17 protein-coding genes are annotated in these 18,942 nt (G+C 70.7%); 1 reads left to right on the top strand and 16 read right to left on the bottom strand.

The features are described from left to right. Positions 1-147: 147 nt before the first annotated feature. From ACFYZJ_RS04565 to rsmH, 16 genes are all read right to left on the bottom strand, one after another. Positions 148-1,278: a DivIVA domain-containing protein gene (locus tag ACFYZJ_RS04565; protein WP_388562773.1), complete on the bottom strand. Its 1,131-nt coding sequence runs from the start codon at positions 1,276-1,278 to the stop codon at positions 148-150. 52 nt (positions 1,279-1,330) lie between these two features. Then, positions 1,331-1,621, bottom strand: coding sequence for a YggT family protein (locus ACFYZJ_RS04560; RefSeq protein WP_388562771.1), 291 nt, complete (start codon positions 1,619-1,621; stop codon positions 1,331-1,333). Between the two features lie 52 nt (positions 1,622-1,673). Further along, on the bottom strand, positions 1,674-2,315 hold the full coding sequence (locus tag ACFYZJ_RS04555; RefSeq protein WP_388562769.1) for a cell division protein SepF: 642 nt from the start codon (positions 2,313-2,315) through the stop codon (positions 1,674-1,676). A 129-nt stretch (positions 2,316-2,444) separates the two neighbouring features. Next, positions 2,445-3,164 (bottom strand): YggS family pyridoxal phosphate-dependent enzyme, encoded by a 720-nt coding sequence (locus ACFYZJ_RS04550; RefSeq protein WP_388562767.1) that lies wholly within the window; start codon positions 3,162-3,164, stop codon positions 2,445-2,447. A gap of 6 nt (positions 3,165-3,170) precedes the next feature. Then, positions 3,171-3,899 (bottom strand): peptidoglycan editing factor PgeF, encoded by a 729-nt coding sequence (pgeF, locus tag ACFYZJ_RS04545; RefSeq protein WP_388562765.1) that lies wholly within the window; start codon positions 3,897-3,899, stop codon positions 3,171-3,173. Then, the gene (gene ftsZ, locus ACFYZJ_RS04540) at positions 3,896-5,083 is read right to left on the bottom strand and encodes a cell division protein FtsZ (protein WP_388562763.1); all 1,188 of its coding nucleotides are present in this window, start codon (positions 5,081-5,083) and stop codon (positions 3,896-3,898) included. Before ftsZ ends, pgeF begins: the two co-directional genes overlap by 4 nt. 279 nt (positions 5,084-5,362) lie before the next feature. Beyond that, complete coding sequence (locus tag ACFYZJ_RS04535) at positions 5,363-6,148, bottom strand: cell division protein FtsQ/DivIB (protein WP_388562761.1); 786 nt, start codon at positions 6,146-6,148, stop codon at positions 5,363-5,365. A 22-nt stretch (positions 6,149-6,170) separates the two neighbouring features. After that, positions 6,171-7,262 carry an undecaprenyldiphospho-muramoylpentapeptide beta-N-acetylglucosaminyltransferase gene (gene murG / locus ACFYZJ_RS04530; protein ID WP_388562759.1) on the bottom strand — a complete coding sequence of 364 codons (1,092 nt, stop codon included), beginning with the start codon at positions 7,260-7,262 and terminating at the stop codon, positions 6,171-6,173. Between the two features lie 6 nt (positions 7,263-7,268). Continuing rightward, entirely contained in the window at positions 7,269-8,618 is a 1,350-nt protein-coding gene (ftsW, locus tag ACFYZJ_RS04525; RefSeq protein ID WP_388562757.1) for a putative lipid II flippase FtsW, read from the bottom strand. Between the two features lie 119 nt (positions 8,619-8,737). Continuing rightward, the gene (gene murD, locus ACFYZJ_RS04520; RefSeq protein ID WP_388562755.1) at positions 8,738-10,168 is read right to left on the bottom strand and encodes a UDP-N-acetylmuramoyl-L-alanine--D-glutamate ligase; all 1,431 of its coding nucleotides are present in this window, start codon (positions 10,166-10,168) and stop codon (positions 8,738-8,740) included. Further along, the gene (gene mraY, locus ACFYZJ_RS04515) at positions 10,150-11,223 is read right to left on the bottom strand and encodes a phospho-N-acetylmuramoyl-pentapeptide-transferase (protein ID WP_263229453.1); all 1,074 of its coding nucleotides are present in this window, start codon (positions 11,221-11,223) and stop codon (positions 10,150-10,152) included. The genes murD and mraY overlap by 19 nt, the downstream gene beginning before the upstream one ends. Beyond that, complete coding sequence (gene murF / locus ACFYZJ_RS04510) at positions 11,220-12,635, bottom strand: UDP-N-acetylmuramoyl-tripeptide--D-alanyl-D-alanine ligase (protein ID WP_388562753.1); 1,416 nt, start codon at positions 12,633-12,635, stop codon at positions 11,220-11,222. The genes mraY and murF overlap by 4 nt, the downstream gene beginning before the upstream one ends. Before the next feature lie 4 nt (positions 12,636-12,639). Next, positions 12,640-14,160 (bottom strand): UDP-N-acetylmuramoyl-L-alanyl-D-glutamate--2,6-diaminopimelate ligase, encoded by a 1,521-nt coding sequence (locus ACFYZJ_RS04505; RefSeq protein ID WP_388563371.1) that lies wholly within the window; start codon positions 14,158-14,160, stop codon positions 12,640-12,642. 233 nt (positions 14,161-14,393) lie between these two features. Beyond that, a complete protein-coding gene (locus ACFYZJ_RS04500) occupies positions 14,394-16,346 on the bottom strand; it encodes a peptidoglycan D,D-transpeptidase FtsI family protein (protein ID WP_388562751.1) in 1,953 nt (650 codons plus the stop codon). 5 nt (positions 16,347-16,351) lie between these two features. Further along, positions 16,352-16,912, bottom strand: coding sequence for a septum formation initiator family protein (locus tag ACFYZJ_RS04495; protein ID WP_388562749.1), 561 nt, complete (start codon positions 16,910-16,912; stop codon positions 16,352-16,354). A gap of 106 nt (positions 16,913-17,018) precedes the next feature. Continuing rightward, positions 17,019-17,975 (bottom strand): 16S rRNA (cytosine(1402)-N(4))-methyltransferase RsmH, encoded by a 957-nt coding sequence (gene rsmH / locus ACFYZJ_RS04490; protein ID WP_388562747.1) that lies wholly within the window; start codon positions 17,973-17,975, stop codon positions 17,019-17,021. 416 nt (positions 17,976-18,391) lie between these two features. On the opposite strand from rsmH, the gene ACFYZJ_RS04485 reads away from it, so the two are divergent. Beyond that, a complete protein-coding gene (locus ACFYZJ_RS04485; protein WP_388562745.1) occupies positions 18,392-18,934 on the top strand; it encodes a beta-class carbonic anhydrase in 543 nt (180 codons plus the stop codon). Positions 18,935-18,942 lie beyond the last annotated feature (8 nt).

Here is an 18,942-nt window from a genome sequence, read left to right as displayed (position 1 = left end):
GCGTCCGTACGCACAGCCGCTCCCCGCTCCGAACACGGGAGCCAACGCTTCGCACGAAAGAGATGCCACACGAAAGGGCGGGGCCCCGGATCGAGATCCGGGGCCCCGCCCTGAACGCTGCCGACGCCTACGGCGTCTTCACGACCCTCAGTTGTCGTCCTCGTCGATGAGGAACCCGCGCATCGGCGAGGGCGCCTGGCCCATCGGCGACGGGCCCTGCGGGCGGACCGGCGCCATCGGCTGGGTCATCGCCGGGGACATCTGCTGCTGGCCGCCATAGGACGGAGCGGACGGAGCCGGGCCGCCGCCCATCGTCTGGTTGCCGCCGTACGACGGGGCGCTCGCGCCCGCCGGGGCCATCGACGGCGCCGACGGCGACGGCAGGGAGGCCGTGGCCGGGGTGCGCGGCGGGGCCAGCGAGTCGTCGGCCTGGGTCTCCAGCTGACGCAGCTGCGACTCCAGATACGACTTCAGGCGGGTGCGGTACTCGCGCTCGAAGCCGCGCAGGTCCTCGACCTTGCGCTCCAGCGTGGCGCGGGCGGACTCCAGGGAGCCCATCGCGACGCGGTGCTTCTCCTGCGCGTCCCGCTCCAGGGCGTCCGCCTTGGCGCGGGCGTCGCGCTCCAGACCCTCGGCGCGGCTGCGGGCCTCGCCGACGATCTTGTTGGCCTCGGCGCGGGCCTCGGCAATCGCCTGGTCGGCGGTCTGCTGGGCCAGCGAGAGGACACGCGCGGCGCTGTCGCCGCCGGGACCCTGGCCGGGCATGCCCGGACCACCCATGGGGCCGCCCATCGGACCGCCCATGGGGCCACCCATCTGCTGCTGCATCGGGGGCTGGCCACCCATCGGCCCCTGACCCATCGGACCCTGGCCCATCGGGCCCGGTCCCTGGGGACCACCCTGACCGCCGCCGGGGCCGGCCGGCAGCTGCGGGGCACCGCTCGGCAGCTGGGGCGGGCCACCCATGGGGCCGCCCATCTGCTGCTGCGGCGGGCCCGATATCCCGGCGGGGACGGGAGCCCCGGGACCACGCATGCCCTGCTGCTGGTGCTGCTGGTCCTGGCCCTCCGGGGGCTTGCGCATGTTCTGCTGGTTCTGCGCGGCGGCACGAGTGGCGGCGGCCAGTTTGGCGCGCAGGTCCTCGTTCTCCCGGAGCAGGCGGGTCAGTTCGGCTTCGACCTCGTCGAGGAAGGCATCGACCTCGTCCTCGTCATAGCCTTCTCGGAGGCGGACGGTCGTGAACTGCTTGTTCCGAACGTCCTCGGGGGTCAGCGGCATGTCTTCACCTCAACGTAGTCATCGGCAGTCGGCAAGACCGTATCGTCCACATTCACCTCGCGAAGCTGCCCACGATCGAGATCAGGATGTAGACGATGATCATCAGTACGAAGAAGGACAGGTCGAGCGCCACGCCCCCGAGACGCAGCGGCGGGATGAACCGCCGCAGAAGCTTCAGCGGTGGATCGGTGACAGTGTAGGTGGCCTCCAGAACGACCACCATCGCCTTGCCGGGTTGCCATGAGCGGGCGAACTGGAAGACGTAGTCCATGACCAATCGGAAAATCAGCACGACGAGGAAGCACATCAGCGCGATGTAGACAACCTGTAGGAACACGCTCATGGTCCGCGCTTCCCTCTCCCCTGCTCCCGTGCCGTCTTTCCGGTCGTGCGTCTCAGCTCTGGTTGAAGAACCCGCCCTCTGCGATGCGGGCCTTGTCCTCCGCCGTGACATCGACGTTAGCAGGCGACAACAGGAACACCTTCTGCGTCACCCGCTCGATGCTGCCGTGAAGACCAAACACCAAACCGGCCGCAAAGTCGACAAGTCGCTTCGCATCTGTGTCATCCATCTCAGTCAGATTCATGATCACAGGAGTGCCCTCACGGAAGTGTTCCCCGATGGTACGGGCCTCGTTGTAGGTCCGGGGGTGCAGCGTGGTGATCCGGTACGGCTCTCGTTCGGACACGACCTTGGGCATGATCACCGGTGCGTTCTTCTCCAGACTCTGGCGTTCTTGTGTGATGGATGCCACGGGCGCGATGCGGGCCGGACGCCCGGATTCCGCGGGTAGCGAAGCGGAAGGGGACACGGGATCGCGTGGCGCCGGCTGCTGCACCACGCGTACCGATTCGTCCCGTTGGGACTGAATCGCCTGGTGCGCCTGGTGAGTCGGTTCGTGCCGCCTGCGGTCCCGCTCCGGCTCCGGATCGAGCTCGGGCTCGAAGTCGTCATCGGGGTCGAACCCCCGGCCGTCGTACCCATCGTCCTCCACGAGGCCGAGGTAGACCGCCATCTTGCGCATCGCGCCGGCCATGCTCTGAGTCCTCCGCTCTGTGGTGGATCGGCTGACGACTGCCAAGTGCCCGCGATCCACGAGGTCGTTACGCCCGCCTGGCAGCGGTAATGACCATATTTTCTGCTGTGGTCCGACTTCCTGGCGACGTTACCCGAGCCTGGGGCGGACTCCGAGTACCGCAGTGCCGACGCGCACATGTGTCGCCCCGGCCGCAACGGCTTCCTCGAGGTCCGCACTCATTCCTGCCGAGACCATGGTGGCAGCCGGATGGGCCCTGCGCAGGTCGGTCGACAAATCCATGAGCCGCTCGAACGCCGCCCGTTGACGCCCCGCGTACTCGCCGGTGAGCGGCGCGACCGTCATGAGACCGTCCAGCCGCAGCCCCGGCGCGCTCGCGACGAGGTCGCCCAACTCTTCGATTCCTTCGGGCGCCACACCTCCGCGCTCTCCTCGGCCGCTCTCCCCCGCGTCGAGTGCGACCTGGAGGAGACAGCCCACCTCGCGCCCGGCCCGTACGGCCTCCTTGGACAGGGCCGTCACCAGCTTGGAACGATCGACGGACTGCACGATATCCGCGTAACCGACCACGGATCGCACCTTGTTGGTCTGCAACTGGCCGACAAAATGCCATGTAAGCGGCAGATCCGAGCATTGCGCCGCCTTCGGTGCCGCGTCCTGGTCGCGGTTCTCGGCGACGTGGCGTACACCGAGTTCCGACAGAATCCGCACATCGGAGGCGGGGTAGGTCTTGGTGACCACGATCAGGGTCACCTCCTCGCGCCCCCGTCCGGCGGCCGCGCACGCGGCGGCGATGCGATCCTCCACCTTCGCGAGGTTCGCGGCGATCTGATCCTTACGCTCCGTCATGCCCCATCAGTCCAGCCAGACATAGCCCGCGAGCCGCCCGGTCGTGCGGTCACGGCGGTACGAGAAGTGGTCGCCCGACTCCAGCGTGCACACCGGCGACTGCGCCCGGTCGCACACCCCGAGCCGGTCGAGCTGCGCGTGTACGCCGGCGGTCACGTCGACCGCGGGAGTGCCCCAGCTCGTCTCGGCGTGCGCCGCCGGTTCGACGGCGGACACCTCGGCGCGCATCGTCTCCGGCACCTCGTAGCACCGGCCGCAGACCGCGGGTCCCGTGCGGGCGACGATCCGGGCGGGGTCGGCGCCCAGCTCCATCATCGCGCGGACCACGGCGGGGACGACTCCGGCGACCATGCCGGGCCGGCCGGCGTGGGCGGCGGCCGCGATCCCCGCGACCGGGTCGGCGAGCAGGACGGGGGTGCAGTCGGCGGTGAGCACCGCGAGGGCGAGACCGCGCCGGGAGGTGACGATCGCGTCCACCTCGGGCACCGGATTTTCACCCCAGGGGGCGTCCACGACGGCCACGTCGGCGCCGTGCACCTGGTTCATCCACACCACCCGGGCGGGGTCCAGGCCCAGCGACTTCGCGGCCAGCTCCCGGTTGGTGCGTACGGCGCCGGGGTCGTCACCGACCGCGCCGCCGAGGTTGAGCTCCTCGTACGGAGCGGCGCTCACCCCGCCCCACCGGTCGGTGAAGGCGAAGTGCGCGCCGCTCACGGTCTCGCGCTGTCCTATCACTTGAGGAAGTCCGGCACGTCCAGTTCCTCGGCCGCGCTGTCCGAGTAGGTCCGCGACGGCGGGACCGACGGCGGGGGGACCGGGATGTCGGCCACGGGCTCGGGGGCGGGCTCCGGGGCCTCCTTCGGGGTGACGCTGCCGAGCGAGCCGAAGGTGGGGCGGCTCTCGGTGGGGCGGACCGGCTCGTCGCGCTTGAGCGAGGACGAGCCGAGGACGTTCTCCCGCTTGGCCGGGGGCTGGCCGCCGTCGAAGCCGGCGGCGATCACGGTGACGCGGACCTCGTCGCCGAGGGCGTCGTCGATCACCGCGCCGAAGATGATGTTGGCCTCGGGGTGTGCGGCCTCGCTCACCAGCTGGGCGGCCTCGTTGATCTCGAACAGGCCGAGGTCGGAGCCGCCGGAGATGGACAGCAGCACACCGCGGGCGCCGTCGATGGACGCCTCGAGCAGCGGTGAGGAGATCGCCATCTCGGCCGCGGCCACCGCGCGGTCGTCGCCGCGGGCGGAGCCGATGCCCATGAGGGCCGAACCGGCCTCGGACATGACCGACTTCACGTCGGCGAAGTCGAGGTTGATCAGGCCGGGCGTGGTGATGAGGTCGGTGATGCCCTGGACACCGGAGAGCAGGACCTGGTCCGCCGACTTGAAGGCGTCGAGGACGGAGACCTGGCGGTCCGAGATCGACAGCAGCCGGTCGTTCGGAATGACGATGAGGGTGTCGACCTCTTCGCGCAGGGCCGCGATGCCGTCCTCCGCCTGGTTCGCGCGGCGCCGTCCCTCGAAGGTGAACGGGCGCGTGACCACGCCGATGGTGAGCGCGCCGAGCGAGCGCGCGATGTTGGCCACGACGGGCGCCCCGCCGGTGCCGGTGCCGCCGCCTTCACCGGCCGTCACGAAGACCATGTCGGCCCCCTTGAGGACCTCCTCGATCTCCTCGCGGTGGTCCTCGGCGGCCTTGCGGCCGACCTCCGGGTTGGCCCCGGCGCCGAGTCCGCGCGTGAGTTCCCGGCCGACGTCCAGCTTGACGTCGGCGTCGCTCATCAACAGAGCTTGCGCGTCGGTGTTGATGGCGATGAACTCGACGCCCTTGAGACCGACCTCGATCATCCGGTTGATGGCATTGACACCACCGCCGCCGACACCGATGACCTTGATGACTGCGAGGTAGTTCTGCGGTGCTGCCACGTCGAAGGCCTCTCGCCTCGAATTACGTTGCCGTCGCCCCGCGGGTGACCCGCGGCCCGACGGCGGATGCCGAATGGGACGGTCCGAACGCCGACCCGAACCCTAACCCTGAAGTTTAGGGTTACCAGTGTGTCTGTTCCTTGGACTCTTCCGAACAGGACACTAAGTCGACAAGTGGCGCCCGTTCAACGAACACGCCGAACCTCCCGTTTTTCTTTTCACCCTATGTGATCAGCCGTAGCAGTGCCCAACCAGGGTGCTGGCCTGCGCGGATGTGCGTCAACTCCCCGATGACGCCGGGGCGGTGGGAACGCTGACGTCGAAGTGCCGCGCGCCGGAGGCGGCTTTCATCAGCGCGGTCAGTGCGGCGGCCTTCGCGCGGCCCCTCTCGCTGCTGCCCCACATCACGGTCCGGCCATCGCTCAGCTCCAGCGAGATGGCGTCGTAGGAGCGGACTCTGACGGTCCGGATGTCCCGCTTGACGGCGGCCGGTACGTCCAGGGTCACGCGTGCGGCCTCGCGGGCCATCCGGTCGGTCCCGAATCGGCGCCAACTGGCCGAGTTGGACACCGCCAATTCCAGAGCCGGGATGCCGCCGGGAGCCTGCGAAACCGCGGCGAACCGTACACCCTCCCTGTCCACTTCGACGAACTTTCCGCCGTTTTTGACGACCAGAACGGGAGTACGTTCGGTCACTTTGAGCCCGATTCCATGGGGCCAGGAGCGCACGGCGTCAATCGCGTCAATTCTGGGCAGTTTCCGGCGCACACGCGCCTCGATCGCATCGGTGTCGACGGAAATCAGCGGCGATCCGATCCGCACTCCGGCCGCCTCGCGCACCTGCGCCGGCGTCAGCACCTGGGTTCCGGAGACGGAGACGTGATCCACGCGCAGCCACCGGGAGCCGTAGAGCAGCCAGAGCGAGCCGCCGCCCGCCAACACCACCGCCAACGAAAGGACGATGAGCATACGAAGGGTGAGCAGTCGCCGGAGGCGGGGCGGCCGGGGCGGGCCGGGCCGAACCTGCTTCCGCTCACCGCGCTCGGCGGTCGTCGGTCCGGCCACGGCTCCTGCCTTCCCTCAGGTGTTACTGGTGGCGCGAGGCGATCGCCTCGTACACCATGCCGACCAGCAGCTCGTCGGCGTCACGGCGGCCGAACTCGCCGGCGGCACGGGACATCTGGTACAGCCGGTGCGGGTCGGCGAGCACCGGCAGGACGTTCTGCTGGACCCACTCGGGCGTGAGCTCCGCGTCGTCGACCAGCAGTCCGCCGCCGGCCTTGACCACCGGCTGGGCGTTCAGCCGCTGTTCGCCGTTGCCGATGGGCAGCGGAACGTACGCGGCCGGCAGCCCGACGGCGGAGAGTTCGGCGACGGTCATCGCGCCCGCGCGGCAGAGCATCATGTCGGCCGCCGCGTACGCGAGGTCCATCCGGTCCAGATAACTTACCGGGATGTAGGGCGGCATCCCCGGCATCTGGTGCACCTGTGGCAGTTCGTTCTTCGGGCCGACCGCGTGCAGGATCTGGATGCCGGACTGCTGGAGGTACGGGGCGACCTGCTGGACGACCTCGTTGAGTCGGCGGGCGCCCTGCGAGCCGCCGGAGACCAGCAGCGTCGGCAGGTTCGGGTCCAGGCCGAAGGCGGCGCGGGCCTCGGGCCGCATGGCGGCGCGGTCCAGGGTGGCGATGGAGCGCCGCAGCGGGATGCCGATGTAGCGGGCGCCGCGCAGCTTACTGTCCGGGGTGGAGACGGCGACCTGGGCGGCGTACCGCGAGCCGATCTTGTTGGCGAGGCCGGGGCGCGCGTTGGCCTCGTGGATGACGATCGGCACGCCGAGGCGCTTGGCGGCCAGGTAGCCGGGCAGGGCGACATAGCCGCCGAAGCCGACGACGACGTCCGCCTTGGTCCGCTCGAGGATCTGCTCGGCCGCCTTGATGGTGCCCCGCAGCCGCCCGGGGACCGTGATCAGCTCGGGGGTCGGCTTGCGCGGCAGGGGGACGGCGGGGATCAGCGCGAGTTCATAGCCCCGCTCGGGGACGAGCCTGGTCTCCAGCCCGCGCTCCGTGCCCAGGGCCGTGATCCCCACGGTCGGATCCTGCCTGCGCAGGGCGTCCGCGAGGGCGAGCGCGGGCTCGATGTGGCCGGCGGTCCCCCCACCGGCGAGTACGACATGCACCGAAATTCACCGCTCTCCGGACGAACGCGCCGCCGAGGCACGCCGTCGCATCGTGTTCCATCTCCGAGGCCCCCGGTCAGACACAGAGCCTCCCGCCCGCTTTCTACCAAAGCGGGGTTGCCGCATCGCAAGCGCCGCCCGCGCAGCGGGCTCGTCGCGCGCGAAGGCGATCAGCAGCCCGATGGCGAACATGGTCGGCAGCAGGGCGGATCCCCCGTAGGAGAACAGCGGGAGCGGGACGCCGGCGATCGGCAGCAGGCCGAGCACCGCACCCATGTTGATCACGGCCTGGGCCATGATCCAGGTGGTCACGCCTCCCGCGGCGTACCTCACGAAGGGGTCCTCCGTGCGTCCGGCCACGCGGATACCCGCATAGCCTAGAGCCGCGAAGAGGGCCAGTACCGACAGCGTGCCCGCGAGGCCCAGTTCCTCCCCGGTGACGGCGAAGATGAAGTCCGTGTGCGCCTCGGGGAGTTGTCCCCATTTCTCCACACTTGCGCCGAGCCCGGAACCGAAGATTCCGCCCGCGGCGAGCGCGTAGAGGCCGTGCACACCCTGCCAGCAGATGTCGTTCGGGCCCAGGTCGGTCGCGCCGATGCAGGCCAGCCGGTTCAGGCGGTGCGGGCTGCTCTCGATGGCGAGGGCGCCGAGCACCACGGCGACGCTCAGCACGCCGGCGAACAGGCGCGTGGGCGCGCCGGCCAGCCACAGCAGCCCGAACAGGATCGCGGTCAGGATGATCGTCGTACCCATGTCGCCGCCCAGCATGATCAGCCCCAGCAGCAGGAACGCCATCGGAACGAGCGGCACCAGCATGTGCTTCCACTGCGTGAGCAGCCGCTTGTCCTGCTTGCGCGCGATCAGGTCGGCGCCCCACAGCACGAGCGCCAGCTTGCCGAACTCGCTGGGCTGGATCTGGAAGGAGCCGCCCAGCGAGATCCAGTTCTGGTTGCCGTTGACCGCCATGCCCACCCCAGGCACCTGCACCAGGACGAGCAGGAAGAGGGCCCCGGCCAGGATGGGGTACGCCAGCGCCCGGTGCAGTTTCACGGGCATCCGCGAGGCGACGAGCATGAGCAGGGCGCCGATCGCGGCCGCGAGGAACTGCTTGCGGAAGAAGTACGACCCGGGCAGCGACATCTGCAGCGCCGTGATCTGGGAGGCCGAGTAGACCATCACCAGACCCAGCACCGTGATCAGCAGACTGCTGCCGAGGATCAGGTAGTAGGCGGTGAGGGGCCTGTCCCAGGCCCGGCGGGCCCGCGCCACGAGCCGGGTGAGGGCGTTGTCGCGCGGCGGCGGGGGGGTGGGGGGACGCTTGGGTGCGCGCGGCGTGGTACGGCTACTCGATGCCACCGCTCACCTCATCGTCGCCGTGTCACCGACGGACGGACGCCGACGAAACATCAGCCACACAAGACTCACGCCGTCCCTCCAAGGGTCCCCAGGCCACCGGCGGTGGCCGAGAGCCGCCGTCAGGCGCCCGCGCCCGCACCGAGTTCGCGAACGGCCTCCGCGAACGCATCCCCACGCTTGTTGTAGTTGGCGAACATGTCCATCGAGGCACAGGCAGGGGCCAACAACACAGTGTCACCCGCTTGCGCCAGCTTCCGCGCCTCGGCCACGGCCGCCCGCATCGCCCCAGTGTCGGTCCGTTCGAGGTCCACCACGGGTACTTCCGGCGCGTGTCGCGCGAGGGCTTCACGGATCAGCGCCCGGTCCGCGCCGATGAGCACCACACCCCGAAGCCGCTTCGCCGCCCCCGCGACCAGCTCGTCGAAGGTGGCTCCCTTCGCGAGCCCGCCCGCGATCCACACGATCGACTCGTAGGCCGCCAACGAGGCCCCGGCCGCATGCGTGTTGGTGGCCTTGGAGTCGTCGATGTACGCGACCCCGTCCACGTCCGCGACGTGCGCGATGCGGTGCGCGTCCGGCCGGAAGGCGCGCAGGCCGTCCCGTACGGCCTTGGCGGGCACGCCGAAGGCGCGCGCGAGGGCCGCCGCCGCAAGGGCGTTGGCGATGTTGTGCGGGGCGGGCGGGTTGACGTCGGAGACCTCCGCCAGCTCCTGTGCGTTCTTCTGCCGGTTCTCGACGAAGGCGCGGTCCACCAGGATGCCGTCCACGACGCCGAGTTGGGACGGCGCGGGCGTGCCCAGCGTGAAGCCGACGGCCCGGCAGCCCTCCTCGACGTCCGCCTCGCGCACCAGGTCCTCGGTGGCCTTGTCCTCGACGTTGTAGACGCAGGCGACCCGATTGCCCTCGTAGATACGGCCCTTGTCCTTGGCGTAGGCCTCCATGGAGCCGTGCCAGTCGAGGTGGTCCGGCGCCAGGTTCAGTACGGCGGCGGAGTGGGCGCGCAGCGACGGGGCCCAGTGGAGCTGGTAGCTCGACAACTCCACCGCCAGCACGTCGTACTTCTCCTCGCCGAGGACGACGTCGAGGAGCGAGACCCCGATGTTGCCGACGGCGGCCGTGCGCAGCCCCGCCGCCTCCAGGATGGAGGCGAGCATCTGCACGGTCGTGGTCTTGCCGTTGGTACCGGTGACCGCGAGCCAGGGGGCCGCGTCGGGGCCGCGCAACTGCCAGGCCAGCTCGATGTCGCCCCAGACCGGCACGCCCGCCTCCGCGGCGGCGGCGAACAGCGGCTTGTCCGGCTTCCAGCCGGGTGCGGTGACGATCAGTTCGGTGCCCTCGGGCAGGGTCGCGCCGTCTCCCAGCCGGACCGTGATCCCGAGCGCCTCCAGCTCCGCGGCCTGCGCCCGGGCCCGCTCGTCGGCACCGTCGTTGACCACGGTCACGATCGCGCCGAGCCCGTGCAGCACCTTGGCCGCCGGGACGCCCGAGACGCCGAGCCCGGCGACGGTGACGTGCTTGCCCTGCCAGTCGGTCACTTTTCCGCTGCCCATCCTGCATAGAAGATGCCCAGTCCGACGACCACGCAAATACCCTGGATGATCCAGAACCTGACCACCACCAGGACCTCGGACCAGCCCTTGAGCTCGAAGTGGTGCTGGAGCGGCGCCATCCGGAAGACCCGCTTGCCGGTGAGACGGAACGAGCCGACCTGGATCACGACGGACATGGTGATCAGGACGAAGAGACCGCCCAGCAGCGCGAGCAGCAGCTCGGTACGCGAGCAGATCGCGAGGCCGGCGAGCGCACCGCCCAGCGCGAGCGACCCGGTGTCGCCCATGAAGATCTTGGCCGGTGAGGTGTTCCACCACAGGAAGCCCAGGCAGGAGCCCATCAGCGCCGAGGCGACGATGGCGAGGTCGAGGGGGTCGCGCACCTGGTAGCAGGCCGACGGGTTGGTCAGCGTCATGGCGTTGGCGCAGGACTCCTGGAACTGCCAGACGCCGATGAAGGTGTACGCGCCGAACACGAGCACGGAGGCGCCGGTCGCCAGGCCGTCGAGACCGTCGGTGAGGTTCACGCCGTTCGACATCGCGAGGATCATGAACAGCGCCCAGATGACGAACAGCACCGGGCCGATGGTCCAGCCGAAGTCCTGCACGAAGGAGAGCTTGGTGGAGGCCGGGGTGTTGCCGTGGCTGTCGGCGAACTGCAGCGCCAGCACCGCGAAGGCGACACCGACGATCAGCTGTCCGGCCATCTTGGCCTTGGCGCGCAGACCGAGCGACCGACGCTTGACGATCTTGATGTAGTCGTCCAGGAAGCCGACCAGGCCCATGCCCGCCATCAGCGCGAGCACCAGCAGCCCGGAGTAGTTCGGCGGGTAGCCGGTGATCAGCTTCGACAGGAAGTACGCGGCGATCGTCGACAGGATGAAGGCGATGCCACCCATGGTCGGCGTACCGCGCTTGCTGGCGTGCTCACGCGGTCCGTCGTCGCGGATGTACTGGCCGTAGCCCTTGCGGGCCAGCAGCTTGATCAGCAGCGGGGTGCCGACCAGTGTCAGGAAGAGGCCAATGACTCCTGCGAACAGGATCTGCTTCATCATCGGGCGGCAACCTCACCCTCGGCACCGGTCTCGAGCAGCGCCTGCGCCACGCTCTCGAGCCCGACCGACCGGGACGCCTTCACGAGTACGACGTCTCCCGGGCGCAACTCGCTGCGCAACAGGTCGATCGCCGCCTGTGCGTCGGACACGTGCACCGACTCCTCACCCCACGAACCCTCGTTATATGCGCCCAGTTGCAGCCAGGACGCTTCCCTGCCCCCGACCGCGACGAGCTTGCTGACGTTGAGCCGGACGGCGAGCCGTCCGACCGCGTCGTGCTCGGCGAGCGCCTCGTCCCCGAGCTCGGCCATCTTGCCGAGCACCGCCCAGGTCCGCCGTCCCCGGCCCATGGCGGCCAGCGCGCGCAGGGCGGCCTTCATGGACTCCGGGTTGGCGTTGTAGGCGTCGTTGACGATGGTCACGCCGTCAGGGCGCTCGGTGACCTCCATCCGCCAGCGGGACAGGGAGCCCGCCTCGGAGAGCGCGACGGCGATCTCGTCTGCGGACATGCCCAGCTCATGGGCGACGGCGGCCGCGGCGAGCGCGTTCGACACGTGGTGCTCACCGTACAGGCGCATGGTCACATCGGATGCACCGGAGGGTGTGTGAAGCCTGAAGGCGGGCTGTCCGCTGTCCGTGAGTCTCACGTTCTCGGCGCGTACGTCCGCTTCGTCGGACTCTCCGAAAAGGATCACCTTCGCCTTCGTACGGGAGGTCATGGCACGCACGTACGGGTCGTCGGCGTTGAGGACCGCGATGCCGCCGGCGTCCGAGGACGGCAGGCTCTCGACGAGTTCGCCCTTCGCCTGTGCGATCTGCTCGCGGCCGCCGAACTCGCCGATGTGGGCGGAGCCGACGTTGAGCACGACACCGACCTTCGGCGGGGTCAGCTCGGTGAGGTAGCGGATGTGGCCGATACCGCGGGCGCCCATCTCCAGGACGAGGAACCTGGTGTCCTCGGTGGCGCTCAGGGCGGTCAGCGGCAGCCCGATCTCGTTGTTGAGCGAGCCGGGTGTGAACACGGTCGGCGCCTTGCGCTGCAGCACCTGGGCGATGAGGTCCTTGGTGCTGGTCTTGCCCGCGGAACCGGTGAGGGCCACGAGGGTCGCCCCCAGCCGTGAGACGACGTGCCGCGCGAGGGCACCGAGGGCGGCCTGGACGTCGTCCACGACGATCGCGGGCACACCGACGGGGCGCGAGGCCAGGACGGCGGCGGCGCCCGCCTCGACGGCGGCCTGCGCGAAGTCGTGGCCGTCCACGCGTTCGCCGACGAAGGCGACGAAGAGGCAGCCGGGCCCCACCTCGCGGGAGTCCCGGACGACCGGCCCGGTGACCTGGGCGGACGGGTCCGGTATGTCATGCGTCTGCCCGCCGACGACTGCTGCGATCTCGGCGAGGGAGAGGGCGATCACAAGTTCATCCCTGGGTCTTCTGGATAGCTTCGCGAAGCACCTGGCGGTCGTCGAAGGGACGGACCACTCCGGCGATGTCCTGGCCCTGTTCGTGGCCCTTGCCCGCAACGAGCACGGTGTCCCCGGGCCGCGCGCGGGCGACGGCGGCTTCGATGGCGGCGGCCCGGTCCTCGAAGACCTGGACCTCGCCGCGCTCGTGCGCGGGCACGGACGCGGCTCCCTGGAGCATGGTGGCGAGGATCGCGAGGGGGTCCTCGGAGCGGGGGTTGTCGGAGGTCAGTACGGCGGTGTCGGCGAGCCGGGCCGCGGCGGCGCCCATCGGCGCGCGCTTGGTGGTGTCACGGTCGCCGCCGCAGCCGATGACGACGTGCAGCCTGCCCTCGGTGACCTTGCGCAGGGCGCGCAGCACCGATTCGACGGCGTCGGTCTTGTGGGCGTAGTCGACGACCGCGAGGTAGGGCTGCCCCGCGTCGACGCGCTCCAGGCGCCCGGGGACGCCCGGCACGGCGGCGACGCCGTCGGCGGCGGTCTGCGGGTCCAGCCCGGCCTCGGCGAGGGCGACGACGGCGGCGAGGGTGTTGGCCACGTTGAACGGGCCCGGCAGCGGCGACCTGGCGGCGATCCGCTGCTCCTTGGGGCCGATCACGGTGAACGTGGAGTCCAGCGGGCCGATGTGGACGTCCTCGGCACGCCAGTCGGCGTCGGGGTGGCCCTCGGCGGAGTACGTGACGACCGGGACGCCGGCCTCCTTGGCCAGCCTGCGGCCGTACTCGTCGTCGATGTTGACCACGCCGAGCCTGCTGCGTTTCTCCGTGAACAACTGCGCCTTCGCCCGGAAGTAGTCCTCCATGTCGGAGTGGAACTCCATGTGTTCCGGGCTGAGGTTGGTGAAGACGGCGACGTCGAACACGCAGCCGTCGACGCGGCCGAGGACCAGCGCGTGGCTGGAGACCTCCATGGCGACGGCCTCGACCCCGCGTTCACGCATGACCGCGAACAGGGCCTGCAGGTCGGTGGCCTCGGGGGTGGTGCGCTCGGACTTGATGCGGGTCTCGCCGATGCGCATCTCGACCGTGCCGATCAGCCCGGTGGAGCGGACCGTCTTCAGGCCGCCCTCGACGAGGTAGGCGGTGGTGGTCTTGCCGGAGGTGCCGGTGATGCCGATCTGCAGCAGGTCACGGCCGGGGTGGCCGTAGATCGTGGCCGCCAGCTCGCCCATCCGTCCGCGCGGGTCGGCCACCACCAGGACCGGCAGGCCGGTCGCGGCGGCGCGCTCGGCGCCCGCCGGGTCGGTCAGCACGGCGGCCGCGCCGAGGCCGGCGGCCTGGGCGACGAAGTCCGCGCCGTGCGCTCGGGCGCCGGGCAGGGCGGCGTACAGGTCGCCGGGGCGGACGGCGCGCGAGTCGTGGGTGATGCCCGTGACCTCGGCGGCGCCCTCCGGCGCGGTGACACCCAGCTGACCGGCGAGCTCCGCGAGGGGTGTGGCGGAGACGTGATGCGGCCTGGGCGGTCCCGGATATGTCACGGAAGCGCCCTTCTGAGTGATGGGGGACTGATCAGCGTGTGGCACGGCGGTGAGCGTACCGGGCGCACCCCCGCGGGAGCGAAGCGAGGGCGTGGAGGGGGAGTGGTTCCCGGGATCGGGGGTGATCGTCGTCACGAGCTGGTTCCTGGTCGGTCTTTCCCGTAGTGCTTCGTCGGTGCTTGGTCGGTGCTCGTCGGTGCTCGTCAGTGCTCGTCAGTGCTTCGTTGTGCTTGTCATGGCGTGAACGTGACGGGCAGGTTCGCGGGAGCGGCTCCGGTGGGCGGGACCTGGAGGGTCTTCAGGGCGAACTCCATCACCTGCTTGAAGACGGGGCCACAGATGTCGCCGCCGAAGTAGCTGCCCTTCGTGGCGTTCTGGATCGCGCAGTAGACGGTGACACGCGGGTTGTCCGCGGGGGCGAACCCGGCGAAGGATGACGTGTAGCCGCGGTACCTGCCGGTGGCCGGATCCACGCGGTTGGCCGTACCCGTCTTGCCCGCGACCCGGTAGCCGGGGATGCGCGCCTTGTTGCCGGTTCCCTGCCCGTCGTCCACGACGGCCTCCAGCATCTGGGCGAGCGTCTTCGCCGTCCTGTCGCTGACGACCCTGGTCGTCCTGGGCTTGGGGGCCGGGGTGAAGCGGCCGTCGGGGCCCTTCGTGCCGCGCACCAGGGAGGGCTCGACGCGCACGCCGCCGTTGGCGATGGTCGAGTAGACGGACGCGGCCTGCACCGCGTTGATCGACACGCCCTGGCCGAAGGGGATCGTGTACTGCTGGGAGGTCGACCACTTGTCGGCCGGCGCGAGGATGCCGGCGGTCTCACCCGGGAAATCGAGCCCCGTGGGGCGGCCGATGCCGAACTTGCGCAGGTAGGAGTACAGGACCTGGTTGGCCTGCGCCTGCGTCCTGCCGAGCTGGCCGGCCGCCAGGATGGTGCCGATGTTGCTGGACTTGGCGAGGACGCCGTTGAGCGTCAGGTACCAGGTCGCGTGGTCGACGTCGTCCGCGAAGAGCCGGTCGCCGCGGTGCAGCCGGTTGGGCACGGTGACGTGGGTCAGCGGGGTCGCGGCGTTCTCCTGGAGCACGGCCGCCATGGTCATGACCTTGGCGGTGGAGCCGGGCTCGAACGCGTCCTGCAGGGCCGCGTTGCCGAGGGCCGCCGAGTTGGCGTGCGAGAGGTCGTTGGGGTCGAAGCCGGGCGAGTTGGCGAGGGCCAGGATCTGCCCGGTCCGGGTGTCCTGCACCACGACGTAACCGCGGTCCGCCCTGGACTTCTTGACCTGATCGGTGATGGCGCTCTGGGCGGCCCACTGGATGTCGCGGTCGATGGTCAGTTCGATGTCGGAACCGGCCACGGCCGGTGTCTCGGCGGATCCCGCGGTCGGCACCAGGCGCCCGCCGGACTGGGCGTAGCGGATCTTTCCGTCCTTGCCGGCCAGCTCCTGGTTCAGCTGCTGCTCGATGCCGCCGGCGCCCTTGCCGTCGGCGTTGACCCAGCCGAGCACCCCGGCGGCGAGGTCGCCGTTGGGGTAGACGCGCTTGTTGGTGGGCTCGGCGAGGACCCCGGCGAGGACGTTGGCCGTGTGCGGGTCCGTCCTCGCCTTGGCCGCGAGGGTGTTCTTCAGATCCTTGATCTGGTTCCACACCTGAGGGGTCTGGCGGTGGGCGAGCAGTACGTACTGGGTGTCCGGGGTCCTGAGCTTCCTGGCGATCTCGGCGCTGTCCTGGCCGATGATCGGGGCGAGCAGCGCGGCGGCCTGCTCGGGGGCGTCCGCGACCTTGGTGGCCTTGGGCGTGAAGAGCGTCGGGTCGGCCGTGATGTCGTACGCGTCCACGCTGCTCGCCAGCTCGACGCCGTTGCGGTCGGTGATCTCGCCGCGGACGGCGGCCAGGGTGCGGCCGACGTAGCGGTTCTGGTCGGCCTTGGCGGTGTACGTGCTCGCGTCCACGGCCTGCACCTGGAGCAGCCGTACGACGAAGGCGGACATCACCAGGGTCAGTGCGAGACCGATCAGGCGCAGCCGGGGGCGGGGGCTGCCGAGCCGGATGGTGCGCGGGGCGGGGCGGCGGCCCGGGGCCGGGCGGCGTGCCGGGCGGGCACCGGGGCCCGGGCGGCGCCGGGCGTCGGGCCGCACGGGCCTGGCGGGGCCGGGTACGCGACGGCGCGGCGGTTCCCTGTCGGACACTTCCGTCACCTGCCGGGGGTCGGGGAGGGGCGTACGGGCGGGGTCGGGGACGCGGCCGTACGGGCGGCCGGTGTCGGGGACGCGGCCGAGCGGGTGGCCGCCGGGCGGGTGGAGCGGGACGGCGACGGCGGTGCCGCCGGGCTGGGGGCGGTGGCGAGCGCCTCGGGCGGGCGCACGGCGGCGCTGCTCACCGAGGCCTGCTGACCGGAGGGCCCGGGGACGCCCTTGACGGTGCCGTCGGGGCTCAGGAAGGCGGGGTCGCCGCCGGGGACCATGCCGAGTTCGCGGGCCCGGCGCTGGAGGGCGTCGGGGGCGGAGTAGGCGTCCACGTCCCGCTGGAGGGCCTGCTCCTCGTCGGTGAGGCTCTTGGTCTGCCGTTGCAGGTCGTCGAGCTTGAACGCGCCCTCGCTGAGCGCGGAGTTCAGCATGAGGAGCCCGATGAGGCCGCCGCCGAGCAGCAGGACGACGAGCAGCACGAAGGGGGTACGGGCGGCCCGGTTGCCGCCGGCGGGGATCAGCCGTGCGAGCCGGGCGGCCCGGCCTTTGAGTTCGGGTTTGCCGCTCACACGCCCTCCCGGCGCGCTTCCACACCCTCCTCGCGCCTCCTGCTCACTCGCCCACCCCTTTCGTGCGGCTCACTCGGTTGTCGTACGACTCACTCGGTGCCCTCGCTCACTCGACGTCCTCACGGACGCGCTCGGCACCACGCAGGCGTGCCGGGGCCGCCCGGCGGTTCTCGGCGATCTCCTCCTCGGTGGGAAGTTCGGCACCGCGGGTGAGGAGCTTGAGCCGGGGCTGGTAGCGCTCGGGGACGACCGGCAGCCCGGGGGGCGCAGTGCTCGCCGCGCCGGCCGCGAACACCTGCTTGACCAGGCGGTCCTCCAGCGAGTGGTAGGAGAGGACGGCGATCCGGCCGCCGACGGCGAGCGCCTTGACGGCCGCGGGGATCGCCCGCTCCAGGACGGCGAGTTCGCCGTTGACCTCGATGCGCAGCGCCTGGAACGTGCGCTTGGCCGGGTTGCCACCGGTCCGCTTGGCCGCCTGCGGGAGCGCGTCGCGGATCAGCTCCACGAGCCGGGCGCTGTTGGTGAACGGCTCCTTCTCGCGCTCGCGCACGATCGCGGACACGATCCGCTTGGCCTGCTTCTCCTCGCCGTAGGTCCGCAGGATCCGGACCAGGTCGCCGGCCGGGTAGGTGTTGAGGACCTCGGCGGCGCTGATGCCCGTCGTCTGGTCCATGCGCATGTCGAGCGGGGCGTCCTGGGCGTAGGCGAAACCGCGCTCCGCCTCGTCGAGTTGCATGGAGGAGACGCCGAGGTCGAAGAGCACGCCCTGGACGCGGGGAACACCGAGCCGGGCGAGCACGTCGGGCAGTTCGTCGTAGACCGCGTGCACCAGCGTGGCGCGGTCGCCGAACGGGGCGAGGCGCTCCCCGGACAGGCGCAGCGCCTCCTTGTCCCGGTCCAGCCCGATGAGGCGGGCCTCGGGGAACCGCGCGAGCAGCGCCTCGCTGTGGCCGCCGAGCCCGAGGGTGCAGTCGACCACGACGGCTCCCGGCCGGGCGAGGGCCGGGGCCAGCATGTCCAGGCACTGCCGGAGCATGACGGGCACGTGTCGACTCTCGGACAAGGGGGCCTCTCAGATCCGGCGCGGCCGCATCGCACCGCCAGGTTCCCGCCCGCTCACAAGGCGGCCTGCCGGCGCCGGAAGCGTCAGCCGACCGGGAGCGGGAGGAGGCCGAGCCGTACGTACGCGCCGCGCACGCGGGGAGTCGTCGGCGTCCGCCGGCGTCTGCGGGGTGAACAGGGGGCGGGGAGAGCGTCTCGCCTCCCGCTTCGCGTCACTTTAGTCCACCCTGTCGCGCGGTCAATCAACGGGCCGCGCGTGGCGCCACCGGCCCGCCTCGGGAGCGGGATTCGAAAGGATTCACCCGTCCGGTGGATGTTTCCCGTCCCGTGTGGATTACCTCACAACAAGCCACTGCGGCGTTCTTTGTCCCGTCTCACAGCAGGCCGAGAGCGCCCGTGACCAGTAACGTCATGGTTATGACGACTTCCGCATCCGTACCCGCCGGTCCCGAAGGCGCCATAGTGGGCTCCGTCACCGATCGACTCGTCGAGGCCAACCAGCGCTACGCCGCCGCGTTCGCCGATCCCGGGATGGACGCCCGTCCCGTGCTCGGCGTCGCCGTCGTGGCCTGCATGGACGCACGGCTCGACCTGCATGCCGCGCTCGGCCTGAAGCTGGGCGACTGTCACACCATCCGCAACGCGGGCGGCGTGGTCACCGACGACGTGATCCGCTCCCTCACCATCAGCCAGCGGGCGCTCGGCACCCGCAGCGTCGTGCTCATCCACCACACCGGCTGCGGCCTGGAGTCGCTGACCGAGGAGTTCCGGCACGAGCTGGAGATGGAGATCGGCCAGCGGCCCTCCTGGGCTGTCGAGTCCTTCCGTGACGTCGACCAGGACGTGCGCCAGTCGATGCAGCGGGTGCGCAGCTCGCCGTTCCTGCTGCACACGGACGACGTGCGCGGTTTCGTGTTCGATGTGAAGACGGGCCTGCTGCGGGAGATCGACCCGGCGTAACGGCACGT

The sequence above is a fragment of the Streptomyces sp. NPDC001848 genome (assembly GCF_042891915.1).
Taxonomy (GTDB): domain Bacteria; phylum Actinomycetota; class Actinomycetes; order Streptomycetales; family Streptomycetaceae; genus Streptomyces.
Note: the sequence above shows the minus strand (reverse complement) of the source record. Positions and strands in the feature narration are given on the sequence as shown.